13 protein-coding genes are annotated in these 12,600 nt (G+C 34.2%); all 13 read left to right on the forward strand.

What is annotated here, in order from left to right:
- Positions 1–151 precede the first annotated feature (151 nt).
- The 13 genes from ACKF5P_RS12025 (at position 152) to ACKF5P_RS12085 (ending at position 12,576) form a co-directional block, all read left to right on the forward strand.
- Positions 152–595, forward strand: coding sequence for a DUF441 domain-containing protein (locus tag ACKF5P_RS12025; RefSeq protein ID WP_408955429.1), 444 nt, complete (start codon positions 152–154; stop codon positions 593–595).
- A 113-nt stretch (positions 596–708) separates the two neighbouring features.
- A complete protein-coding gene (locus ACKF5P_RS12030) occupies positions 709–1,122 on the forward strand; it encodes a DUF1934 domain-containing protein (protein WP_408955430.1) in 414 nt (137 codons plus the stop codon).
- Between the two features lie 98 nt (positions 1,123–1,220).
- Complete coding sequence (gene argS / locus ACKF5P_RS12035) at positions 1,221–2,888, forward strand: arginine--tRNA ligase (RefSeq protein ID WP_408955431.1); 1,668 nt, start codon at positions 1,221–1,223, stop codon at positions 2,886–2,888.
- Positions 2,889–2,969: 81 nt separating this feature from the next.
- Complete coding sequence (locus ACKF5P_RS12040) at positions 2,970–3,125, forward strand: XapX domain-containing protein (protein ID WP_408955432.1); 156 nt, start codon at positions 2,970–2,972, stop codon at positions 3,123–3,125.
- Positions 3,126–3,283: 158 nt separating this feature from the next.
- Entirely contained in the window at positions 3,284–4,879 is a 1,596-nt protein-coding gene (locus tag ACKF5P_RS12045) for a CTP synthase (RefSeq protein ID WP_408955433.1), read from the forward strand.
- A 168-nt stretch (positions 4,880–5,047) separates the two neighbouring features.
- Complete coding sequence (gene ilvA / locus ACKF5P_RS12050) at positions 5,048–6,259, forward strand: threonine ammonia-lyase (protein WP_408955434.1); 1,212 nt, start codon at positions 5,048–5,050, stop codon at positions 6,257–6,259.
- A 77-nt stretch (positions 6,260–6,336) separates the two neighbouring features.
- Complete coding sequence (locus tag ACKF5P_RS12055; protein WP_408955435.1) at positions 6,337–7,071, forward strand: hypothetical protein; 735 nt, start codon at positions 6,337–6,339, stop codon at positions 7,069–7,071.
- A gap of 90 nt (positions 7,072–7,161) precedes the next feature.
- The gene (locus ACKF5P_RS12060; protein WP_408955436.1) at positions 7,162–7,800 is read left to right on the forward strand and encodes a hypothetical protein; all 639 of its coding nucleotides are present in this window, start codon (positions 7,162–7,164) and stop codon (positions 7,798–7,800) included.
- An 83-nt stretch (positions 7,801–7,883) separates the two neighbouring features.
- Positions 7,884–8,729 carry a class II fructose-1,6-bisphosphate aldolase gene (gene fba, locus ACKF5P_RS12065; RefSeq protein ID WP_408955437.1) on the forward strand — a complete coding sequence of 282 codons (846 nt, stop codon included), beginning with the start codon at positions 7,884–7,886 and terminating at the stop codon, positions 8,727–8,729.
- Positions 8,730–8,912: 183 nt separating this feature from the next.
- On the forward strand, positions 8,913–9,887 hold the full coding sequence (gene glpX / locus ACKF5P_RS12070) for a class II fructose-bisphosphatase (RefSeq protein WP_408955438.1): 975 nt from the start codon (positions 8,913–8,915) through the stop codon (positions 9,885–9,887).
- A 175-nt stretch (positions 9,888–10,062) separates the two neighbouring features.
- Positions 10,063–11,313, forward strand: coding sequence for a transcription termination factor Rho (gene rho / locus ACKF5P_RS12075; RefSeq protein WP_408955439.1), 1,251 nt, complete (start codon positions 10,063–10,065; stop codon positions 11,311–11,313).
- A gap of 109 nt (positions 11,314–11,422) precedes the next feature.
- On the forward strand, positions 11,423–11,626 hold the full coding sequence (gene rpmE, locus ACKF5P_RS12080; protein WP_408955440.1) for a 50S ribosomal protein L31: 204 nt from the start codon (positions 11,423–11,425) through the stop codon (positions 11,624–11,626).
- 95 nt (positions 11,627–11,721) lie between these two features.
- Complete coding sequence (locus tag ACKF5P_RS12085; protein WP_408955441.1) at positions 11,722–12,576, forward strand: DUF1385 domain-containing protein; 855 nt, start codon at positions 11,722–11,724, stop codon at positions 12,574–12,576.
- Positions 12,577–12,600: the final 24 nt, after the last annotated feature.

Below are 12,600 nucleotides of genomic sequence, written 5' to 3' on the forward strand. Positions count from 1 at the left end.
TGAGTTTAAGTAAGGTCAGTAATAAAAAAAAATTAATTGTAAATAATATTAATAACTAGTGATAGTAATTATGTTAACTTAAAATAATAGTAGATAGCCAAATAAAGTGGGCTTAAGCCCGCTTTATTCTTTGTAGAAGGGGGTTAAGTTGATGGATGCTAATTTAGTATTGGTTATAATTTTAGTTTTAGGATTAATTGTTAAAAATGATTCATTAATAGTTTCAGCAATTCTTTTATTAGGAACTAGAATCTTTAAGTTAGATGCTCTATTAAATTTAATTGATAATTATAGTGTTAGATTAGGAATTATTCTAATTATGCTAGGAGTATTAGCACCGTTAGCTACCGAAGAGTTGAAGGTAGAAGGAGGATTAGCTAGTTTATTGGAGCCGTTGGCTATAGTTGGTATAGTAATGGGGGTAGCTGTTACTCAATTTACTAGAGAAGGTATTTGGTTGATGGAAACTGACCCCACAGTAACAGTTAATTTGATTTTGGGTATTATTTTTGGAGTTGCTTTTTTTAATGGTTTACCAAGTGGGCCTTTGATAGCAAGTGGAATTACTGCTGTATTATATAAATTATTTACCTAAGTAGTTTGCGGAATATGGTAAAATTTAAATTTTAGACTTGAAAAAGATCAATTTAAGCTATATAATTATTTATTGTTGTATCTGATAATAATAAACGAAAGGGGTCGATACTGTTGGCCCGGCAAGTAGAGATTGAAATAAATAGTCTTCAAGATACTGGACAAGATGAGATAGAATTTTCTTCACAACTAACGGGTAAATTATATTATCGTAATGGGGTTTATTATTTGAAGTATGAAGAGGTTTTGGAAGGATTAGAAGGAACTAAGACAACCCTGAAGATAAAAGAAGATGCTGTAACTTTGATTAGACGTGGTAAAGTTGGAGGAACTCAGAAGTTTATATCAGAGCAGAAGACAAGCTTTGATTATCAGACACCCTATGGGAAGTTACCGTTAGAGATTGAGGTTGAAAGATTAAAGGTTGATACTACTGAGCAAGCAGGAGAGATTATTATTAAGTATTCTCTTTATGAACAGCAACGGCTTGTCAGCTGTAATCAATTGAATATTACATATAAAGAATAGCTTAAGTTTAAGTTTAAGGATCTGTTTTTTAAGATTTTGTTTTTAAGAGTTTAAGATTGTTAACTGTCAATTGTAAATTAGTAGTAAGGAGGAATTGTATGTCTTTGATTCGGAGGTTACAGGTAAGGTTGCAAGAGGAGATTAAGTCTGCAATTAAGACTTCAGAGCAATTAGAGATTGCTGATTTGCCACCGATTAAGTTGGAAACACCACGTAATGAAGATCATGGTGATTATGCTACTAATGTTGCGATGATCTTAGCGGGCCAAGCTAAGATGCCACCGCGACAAATTGCTGAATTAATTACAGATAATTTAGTTGAGTTAGATTTTATTGCTAAAACTGAGGTAGCAGGACCAGGCTTTATTAATTTTTATTTCAGTACTGATTGGTTATATGATGTGGTTGCTGAAATTGAAAAAGAAGCTGATGATTATGGGCAGAGTGATCTAGGAGAAGACAAGAAGATACAGGTTGAGTTTGTTAGTGCCAATCCAACTGGGCCACTACATGTAGGTCATAGTCGGGGAGCGGTAGTTGGTGATGTTTTAGCTAACATCTTACAGAAAGCTGGCTTTGATGTTAGTAAGGAGTATTATATTAATGATGCTGGTAACCAAATGGAATTATTAGGGAATTCTGTGGCGGTTAGATATCAGCAATTACTGGGAGTAGATATTGAACTGCCTGAGGATGCTTATCGAGGGGAGTATATTACGGAGTTGGCCCGGGGAATTCTTGATCAAGATGGAGATAGCTATTTGGAAGCAGCTAAAGGTGGTCAGCTTGAACATTTTAGAGAGTATGCATACCAAAAATTATTAGAGCGGATTAAGACTGATTTAAATGACTTTGGCATTGAATTTGATAATTGGTTCAGCGAGCGAAGCTTACATCCTAATAAGATAGAAGAAGTAACTGCTAAATTACAAGCTGATCAATTAGTTTATGAAGAAGAAGGAGCATTATGGTTTAAATCTAGTAAGTTTGGTGATGATAAAGATCGAGTAGTAATTAAAGATGATGATACTCCGACTTATTTAGCAGCTGATATTGCTTATCATCAAAATAAGTATCAACGTGGATTTGAAGAGGTAATTAATGTTTGGGGTGCTGATCATCATGGCTATGTAGAGCGAATGAAAGCAGTCGTTGAAGCGTTGGGTTATAAGCGGGAAGCTTTACAGATTATTTTGGTTCAATTAGTAACTTTATTACGTGATGGAAAGAAGGTTCCGATGTCTAAGCGAGCTGGTGATTTTGTGACGATGCGTGATGTTATCAAAGAGGTTGGCAAAGATGCAGCCCGTTATTTTTATGTGATGCGTAGTCCAGATAGTCATTTAGATTTTGATTTAGAATTGGCTAAAGAAGAGTCAACAGAAAATCCTGTTTATTATATTCAGTATGCTCATGCTAGAATTTGTAGTATTTTAGAGCAGGTAAGGAAAGCAGGTGTTGAAGTTGATTCTTTAGATGAGATAGACTTGACTAAATTAACAGCAGAACCGGAGATTAACTTACTTAAAGAATTAGCTAACTATCCTGATCAGATAGCTAAGAGTGCAGAAAGTAGGGAACCACATCACATGGCTCGATTTGCCCATCAGTTAGCTTCAGTATTTCATACATTTTATAATAAGTGTTATGTTTTGGTTGAAGATCAAAAGCTACTGAAGGCGAGATTGAGGTTAGTATTAGCCACAAAGCAGGTATTGGTTAACTTATTAGAGTTATTAGGGTTGTCAGCTCCAGAAAATATGTAGGGTAATTAACATTTGACATTGAATATTGAATAATAAACAATTGTACATTGTGAATTATAATTTAAGGAAGGAGGAGCAAAAGTGAAACAAGTTATATTAGCAACGATATCTGGTTTAATTGTTGGAGGGCTCTTTTCGTGGTTGAACTTACCAGTCCCGGCTCCTCCGACTTTAGCAGGAGTGATGGGGGTAGTTGGAATTTATTTAGGGTTTATAATTATGAATTACTGGAATTAAATAGTGGAGACTAGAAAATGGAGGGGGCAGTATCTCTAAATTTTCTAGTCTCTTTATTATTGTGATTAGTAACTGGTGAATAAAGAAATGATATTTAATCAGAGTCGATTTTAGCTAGTTGCTAGTAGTTAAATTGAATAGATTAAGGGGGATTAAAAATGACAAAATATATTTTTGTAACTGGAGGAGTTGTATCTTCATTAGGAAAAGGGATTACAGCAGCATCGTTAGGTAGGTTATTAAAGGAGAGGGGATTAAATGTAACTGTTCAAAAATTGGATCCTTATATCAATGTAGATCCAGGAACAATGAGTCCTTATCAACATGGAGAGGTCTTTGTAACTGATGATGGAGCAGAGACTGATTTGGATTTAGGACATTATGAAAGGTTTATTGATATTGATCTAAATCAAAATTCAAATGTTACTACTGGTCAGATTTATTCTACAGTTATTGCTAAGGAGAGAAGAGGGGATTATTTAGGTGGAACAGTACAGGTGATTCCTCATATTACTGATGAGATTAAAAAGAGGGTTAAGCGATTGGGCGATGATGAGGAGATTGATATAGCATTAGTTGAGATTGGAGGAACAGTAGGAGATATTGAAGGATTACCTTTTTTAGAGGCAATTAGGCAGTGTAAGAGTGATTTTGGCCCGGAAAATGTAATGTATATTCATTGTACTTTAGTTCCATATTTAAAAGCAGCAGGAGAGTTAAAGACTAAGCCGACTCAACATAGTGTTAAAGAATTACGTAGTCTAGGTATTCAACCAGATGTAATTGTTTGTCGTTCTGATCGGGATTTGACTCAAGAGGTTAAGAATAAGATTGCTCTGTTTTGTGATATTGAAAAAGAGGCTGTAATTCAAGCTAAAGATGCAGATTATATTTATAATGTACCATTGATTATGGAAGAAGAAGGGTTAGCAAAGATAACATTACGTAAATTAAAACTTCGTTCACGGGTTTCTAAACCAAATTTAGATGAGTGGAAAGAATTAGTAGAGAGCATGAAAGGTTTAAATAAAAATACTAAGATAGCAATTGTCGGAAAGTATGTTGAGTTACAGGATGCCTACATCAGTATTTTTGAGGCCTTACAGCATGCTGGGATTACTAGTGGAGCGGATGTTGAGATTAAATGGGTACATGCTGAAGATGTTGAGCAAGAAGGTGCAGATGAGCTTTTAAAAGATGTTGATGGAGTTTTAGTACCAGGTGGTTTTGGGGATCGAGGAATTGAAGGTAAGATTGAAGCAACACGTTATGCACGAGAAAATAAGGTTCCTTATTTGGGGATCTGTTTAGGGATGCATTGTGCTGTAATTGAATTTGCTCGTAATGTTTGTGGTTTAAATCAAGCCCATAGTTCAGAGTTTGTTGATACTCCACATCCAGTAATCGATCTAATGCCAGAACAAAAGGATGTTGAAGAAAAAGGAGGAACAATGAGACTAGGTCTATACCCTTGTAAGTTAGCTGAGGATACTTTTAGTCGAAAGCTATACCAAAAAGAAGTTATCTATGAAAGGCATCGCCATCGGTATGAATTTAATAATCACTACCGTAAAAAGTTGACAGAACAAGGATTGCTCTTGGCTGGGGTATCTCCGGATGATAGATTAGTAGAGGTTGTTGAAATCGCTGACCATCCATGGTTTGTAGCTAGTCAATTTCATCCTGAGTTTAAGTCAAGACCTAATCGTCCCCATGCTCTATTTAAAGGATTTATAGAAGCTACTTTAAATTAAAGAATTATTAAAAAACCTCCCCTTCTTTTATTAAAAAAGGGGAGGTTTTTGTTTATTAGTTTTAAGAGTTTTTTAGCAGTTGATCTTAACCTAAAGTGGGTGTAATTTATTTTATTCTGATATTTTTTTAAAATTTAAAGTATACTGTAAGATAAAGGGGGATTGTTAATGAAGATGACAATAGAAGATATCAAAAAAGCAGCTAATAATTTGGAGGGAGTAATCCATAAGACAGCGTTGGATTACTCAACTACCTTTAGTGAAATTAGTAATAATGATATTTATTTGAAACTAGAAAACTTGCAAAGAACTGGCTCGTTTAAGATCAGAGGAGCTTATAATAAGATTGCAAATTTAAGTTATAAAGAAAAAGAATATGGAGTTATTGCTTCTTCAGCTGGTAACCATGCTCAAGGAGTAGCTTTAGCAGCAACTGAATATGGAATTGATTCAACGATTATAATGCCGCAAGGAGCTCCAATAGCTAAGGTGGCTGCTACTAAAAATTATGGTTCCCAAGTAGTATTATATGGAAGTGTTTATGATGAATCTTATCTTAAAGCACAAGAAATATGTCAAGAGACTGGAGCAACTTTTATCTCACCCTTTAATGATCAAGATATAATTGCTGGACAAGGAACAATAGGGTTAGAAGTTATTGAGCAACTAGCTGAGCTTGATCTTATATTGGTTCCAATTGGAGGAGGAGGGCTAATATCTGGAGTTGCTTTAGCAATAAAGGAGTATAATCCAGAAGTCAAGGTTATTGGAGTTGAAGCGGAAAATGCAGCTTCCATGAGAGGTTCACTGGCTAAAGGGGAGATAATAACTTTAGATTCTGCTGCTACAATTGCAGATGGAATTGCAGTTAAAAAGCCAGGTTCTTTGACTTATCAAATTTGTCAGGAGTATATCGATCAAATTATAACAGTTACTGAAGAAGAGATAACTAAAGCGATCTTGATGTTATTAGAACGGGCCAAATTAATGGTTGAAGGGGCAGGAGCAGTAACAGTTGCTGCTTTATTAAGCCAGAAGTTGAATGCTAGAAATAAAAAGGTAGTAGCAGTGATCAGTGGAGGAAATATTGATGTTAATATGATTGCAAGAATTATTGAACGTGGTTTAGTTAAAGCTGGAAGAAGAATTAAATTAAGAACATTTATTGAGGATCAGCCAGGCAGTTTAGAACAATTATTGAGTAAAATAGCTCATCTAGAGGCTAATGTAATTTCAGTTCATCATAATCGCTACCACCCTAAAATTTTTATTGAGCAGGTTGAAGTGGAATTAGAGCTAGAAACTAAAAATAATGAACATTCCCAAGAGATACATAAAATATTAAACCAGGATGGGTATGATATACAATTAATTCAATAAAAATAAAGAAACCTCGTATATTTTTCTAAATAATGTAAACAATATTACTAACAAAAGATATACGAGGGGGATAAAAGATGAAAAGAGTAGCTATTATTATGATTTTATTATTAGGATTATTTGTTGGAATTATGGAGGTAACAGCAACAGAAATAATAACCGGTGAAATAGTTGCTGTTAATTCTGAAAAAAATATTATTTTATTAAAAGGTGAGACTGGAGTAGAAGAGTATCAGGTTCAACTTAATAGTCTAATTGAATTAAATGAAAAAGAAGTTTCATTGTCAGCTTTAAGGCCTATTATGCCAGATGTGCTTCAACAAGCTAGACTTAAATTAAGCGATGGTCAAGTAGAGCAGATAACAGCAGCTTATAAAGCAATACCTGCTCAAATTAAAAGAGTTAAGGATGAATATTTAGTAATTAAAGATCTGAATACAAGAGAAGTGATCGAGTATCGATTTGGACAAGAAATAGAGCTACTACGCAATAATCACCAGGTTGAGTTAGAAGAAATTCAAGTTGGAGATAGTGGATTAGTAGTATTGGGCTTGGAAGATAATTTACAAAAAATAATTATTCATAATTATGAGATTAGTGGCGTAGTGACTGGTCTTGATTATGAAAATAAAAAGGTTGAAGTCAATATAGGTACTAGATTAGAGCCAGAGATAAGGACTTATCAATCTGGCTCAGATACATTAATAGTTAGGCAAGAAGAAGTAGTTAGTTTTGAAGAATTAGATACTGATTATTGGGTTAAATTAGAGATTGAACAAGGAGTTAGAAAAATAAATATTAAGCACCTTTAAAATGTTGCTCCGGCGGAGCGACATTTTTTTATCTTATGAAAGGAGTTTTAAATTGAATAGAGAATAATTATGTTAGAGGGGGGGAGAGGAATGTTACTTGATTTTAGTACTACTTTTGCTTGGCGATGTCCCTTTTGTGGAGAGTTAGAATTAAATGAGATCAATATCTTTTATTTCTCTGGTAGTAGTAGATTAGAAATAAAGTGTGGCTGTGATTTTACTAAGTTAATAATAATAAAAAATAATTCTAAACGTTATCAATTAAAATATAATTGTATAATTTGTGAATCAGAGCATAGGATTTTTTATACCCAAAGTGAATTATGGTCTAATCAAGTTAAGAAGATTAAGTGTGTAGAAAATGGAGCAGAATTAGGTTATTTAGGACCGTATGCTGAGGTTAAAAAATTAGCTGATCTAGAGGAAGAATATTTAGAATTAATGATGGACAAACTAGAATTTGAAGATTATTTTAGTAATCCCGAAGTAATGCTTTCTGTCTTAAATATTTTACATGATATTGCTGAAAATAGTGGATTGATCTGTCAATGCGGAAATGAGGATATAGAGATTGAAATGTTACCAGGTAAAGTTAAATTAACATGCCATCAATGTTATGGAGCAATTAATATTAATGCAGAAACTAAAGATGATCTATTATTTTTAAAAAAACTGAGAAAAGTTAAGATTTTAGAAGGGGTAGTCAGTGCTTTAGAAAGAACAAATTAAAAGATTTTCAGTTTTAAAAAGGGATTTTAATGTAAAACATGGAATAACTATTATGGTAATTTTTAAAGGAGGTTATGAAAAAAATGTCATTAGTATCAATGAGTCAAATTTTGGAACAAGCGAATCAGGAAGGTTATGCAGTAGGTGGTTTTAATATGAATAATTTAGAGTTTTTACAGGCAATTATTGAAGCCTCTGAAGAGGAGAACTCACCTGTTATTTTGCAAGCAAGTGAAGGAGCATTGAGGTATATGAATATGCATATTGCTTTGCCTATGGCTATTTCTGCTGCTGAAAATGCTGATATACCAGTAGCGATTCACCTTGATCATGGTAGTGGTTTTACCAAGATCATTGAATGTATTAGAAATGGATTTACTTCGGTAATGATCGATGGTTCTAAATCACCTTTTGAAGAAAATGTTGCCCTAACTCAAAAAGTAGTTGAAGCTGCTCATGCAGTTGGAGTTAGTGTTGAGGCAGAACTGGGTAAGATTGGTGGAGCTGAAGATGATCATGTTGTTAAGAATGCTTCTCTAGCTGATCCAGATGAATGTGTAGAATTTGTGGAAAGAACAAATGTTGATGCTTTAGCTGTTGCTTTTGGTACAGCACATGGTGTTTATAAAGGAGAGCCTGAACTTGATTTTGAGTTGTTAGATGAGGTTAATAATCGAATCAACCTTCCGATTGTAATGCATGGTGCTTCTGGTGTGCCAGAGGAAAGTGTTGTTAAAGCAATTGAGTTAGGTGTTAATAAGATTAATGTTAATACGGCTTTTCAACAAGCTTGGACGGCTAAGGTAAGAGAAGTGCTTGAAGATCCTGATATTTATGACCCACGTAAAGTTTGTGGCCCGGGAAGAGATGCTATGAAAGAAGCAGTTAAGGAGAAGATTAGATTATTTGGTAGCGATAATAAAGCCTAAATAATTAAAAATATAATCTTAAAGGAGGCAGATTAAATTCTGCTCCTTTTTTATTGTTTAGGTAGGAAACTATCTTTTTAAAAGGTGAGAGATGAGTTTTTTGCTTGAATTTTAAAATTAAATTCTAATTAAGTTAAAAATATGTAATATAAATTAATAAATTAAGAACTGGAGGAAATAATAATGGAAAGAGAGTTAGCAATTGAATTTATAAGGGTTACAGAAGCTGCCGCAATTGCTTCAGCTAAATGGATGGGTAGAGGAGATAAAGAGAGTGCAGACCAAGCAGCAGTAGATGCTATGCGTAAGATGTTTGATACGGTTGATATTGATGGACAGGTTGTGATTGGAGAAGGAGAGATAGATGAAGCTCCAATGCTTTATATTGGAGAAGAAATAGGAACTGCAAAAGGAGAAGTACCAAAGGTAGATATTGCAGTTGACCCTTTAGAAGGTACAACAATCATTGCTCAAGGACGTCCTAATGCACTGTCAGTTTTAGCGGTAGCTAAACGCGGAGATTTATTACATGCACCGGATATGTATATGGACAAGATAGCAGTTGGCCCGCAGGCTGCCGGAGTAATAGATATTAATTTAACAGTTAAAGAGAATATAGAATTAGTCGCTGAGGCGATGGATAAACCAGTAAAAGAAGTGACAGTTGTAATTTTAGATAAGCCACGTCATCGTAAAGCTGAGGGTTTAATGGAGCAAGTTAGAAAGACAGGGGCCAAAATAAAATTGATCAGTGATGGTGATGTTGCTGCTGCTTTAGCAACTGCGTTAAATGATACTGGAGTTGATTTAATGATGGGAATTGGTGGAGCTCCTGAAGGGGTATTAGCAGCCTGTGGCTTAAAGTGTTTAGGCGGAGATATGCAAGCAAGGTTAGTCGCTTACTCTGAAGAAGAGGTAGAAAGAGCTCATGAAATGGGTTTAGAAAATGTAGAGGCTGCTTTAGAACTAGAAGATTTAGCTGCCGGAGATGATATTATTTTCTCTGCAACAGGGGTTACAGATGGAGAATTATTAAAAGGGGTTAGATTTGATATTAATCAAGTTAGAACTCACTCATTAGCAATGCGTTCTAAAACGGGAACAGTAAGATTTGTTGAAGCTGTTCATAATCCAGATAAGAAGAAATTACCATTTTAATCTTCTAAAATTCATTTTATTTAAATAACCTTTAGGTAACGATTAAAATAAGCAATAAGTTTCATTGTAGATTAAATCAGGCTGAATTAAAGTTGAGTAGAGTCTAAGTTGACTTATTAAATTAAGTAATGTTATAATTAAGGTTGAGTAAAGAAGTTTAGGAGGAAGTTAGTTGATGAATATTAGTGAGTTAGAAGAACAGACAATTAATGAATTATATGAAATTGCTAAGAAGTTAGATATTACAGGTTATAGTAGCTTGAAAAAGAAAGAGTTGATATTTGAAATATTGAAGACTGAAACAGAAAAAGGTGGCCTTATCTTTGCTGAAGGTGTATTAGAGACCTTACCAGATGGTTATGGTTTTTTAAGACCTTCAAAATATGTGCCTAGTACAGATGATATTTATATTTCTGCTTCTCAAATTAGACGGTTTGATTTGAGAAATGGAGATGTTGTATCTGGGCAGGTAAGACAACCTAAAGATAATGAGAGTTACTTTGCTTTATTGAGAATTGAGGCTGTTAATTATCAGGATCCAGAATTGGCTCAAAAACGTCCACACTTTGAAGATTTAACTCCTTTGTATCCACAACAAAGGATCAGTTTAGAGAATGATCCATCAGAGATATCTAGTAGATTAATTGATTTGATATCACCTATTGGGAAGGGCCAACGTGGTCTAATCGTGGCTCCTCCTAAAGCAGGAAAGACAGTATTATTAAAAAAGGTTGCTAATAGTATTAGTGCTAATTTGCCAGATGCAAAGTTAATGATCCTATTGATTGATGAGCGACCAGAGGAAGTGACAGATATGCGTCGTTCTGTCGATGCTGAAGTGATCAGTTCTACTTTTGATGAACCACCTCAAAATCATATCAATGTCTCTGAGTTGGTATTAGAGAAGGCAAAGAGACTAGTGGAGCAAGAACAAGATGTAGTTATCTTACTTGATAGTATTACAAGGTTAGCTAGAGCTTATAATGTCAATATTCCATCTAGCGGTAGGACATTATCAGGTGGATTAGATCCGACTGCTCTTCATAAACCTAAACGCTTCTTTGGGGCGGCTAGAAATATTGAAGAGGGTGGTAGTTTGACTATTTTAGCAACTTCTTTGGTAGAGACAGGAAGTAGGATGGATGATGTTATTTATGAAGAATTTAAAGGCACAGGGAATATGGAGCTTCATTTAAGCCGTAACTTGGCCCAAAAGAGATTATTTCCAGCAATTGATGTTAAGCTATCTGGGACACGTAAAGAAGAGCTATTGTTATCAGAGTATGAAATAGAGACTATGTGGGATATAAGAAGAGAGATGAATAATGCTCATCCAAGTAAGATAATTGAGACTTTCATTAAAAAGATTAAAACAAGTGATAATAATAGAGAAATGCTTGAGTCTTTTCAGAAGGTACTTAGTTAATTTTTTATTTAATTCAATCTGAAAATATACTGCTAGGTTGCAATCTAATTTTAGCTATGTTATAATGTAACAGTTGAAATCTAAGGAATAATAAAGAGAGGTGATGTAAGTGAAAGAGGCCATTCATCCAGAGTATAAAGAAGCAACAATAGCTTGTGCTTGTGGAGAGAAGTTTGTAACTAAGACCACTAAAGGTGATTTAAAGGTGGAGACATGTTCTAGTTGTCACCCGGTTTACACTGGCAAAAAGAAAAAATCTGCTAAAGGTGGGCGAATTGAACAATTCAAGAAAAAATATGGTATTGAAGACTAATTTCGATAGCAGGGCCCAAGCTCTGCTATTTTTTCATATTAAGGTGTTGATAAGATATGTTAGTAAAGTCAAATATTAAAAAGGGGGGGGAGAAGATGGCTCACAATTATGGAGGGCAAGCAGTAATTGAAGGTGTTATGATGCGAGGTAAAGGCGAACAGGCAATTGCAGTTCGTAAGGAAGATGGAGAAATTATCTTAGAAAAGAAAGAGATAACTTCAATTGCTGATAAATTTAAATTTTTGAAGTGGCCGTTATTACGAGGGGTAGTTGCTTTGTTTCAATCTTTAATCCTAGGAATTAAGGCTTTGACTTTTTCAGCTAATCAGTTTAGTGAAGAAGAAGAAGAATTAACTATATTAGAGTTGGTAGCAACTATTGGAATCTCTTTTGGATTAGCAATGATATTATTCGTAGCTTTACCAGCTATATTAATTAGTTTTGTTCAGGATGTTGTGGCATCGAACTTGGCTTTAAATTTGATTGAAGGTGGTATTAAAATCATCTTCTTTTTAACTTATGTGGTAGTTATTTCCCAAATGGAGGATATTAAACGAGTTTTTCAATACCATGGAGCGGAACATAAGGTAATCCATAATTATGAATCAGAACTACCATTAAGTATTGAAAATGCCCAAAAGTTTACGACTTTACATCCCAGATGTGGAACTAATTTTTTATTAATAGTAATTTTATTAAGTATTTTACTTTTTTCTTTTTTTGGAAGACCAACTTTGCTTAATCGGGTTTTAATTCATATCTCATTACTACCAGTAGTAGCGGGATTATCCTATGAGTTGATTAAGCAGGCTGGTCGAGAGGATGCAGGAAGGCTTTTTAAAGTATTAGCTATTCCAGGGCTTCAGTTGCAAAAATTAACAACTAAAGAACCATCTTCAGATCAAATAGAGATTGCTCTTAAATCTCTAGAAGCAATCTTGGATGAATAATATTGAATTTTGAGCTTATGATTA

Source organism: Natroniella sp. ANB-PHB2 (assembly GCF_046097105.1).
Taxonomy (GTDB): Bacteria; Bacillota; Halanaerobiia; order Halobacteroidales; family Halobacteroidaceae; genus Natroniella.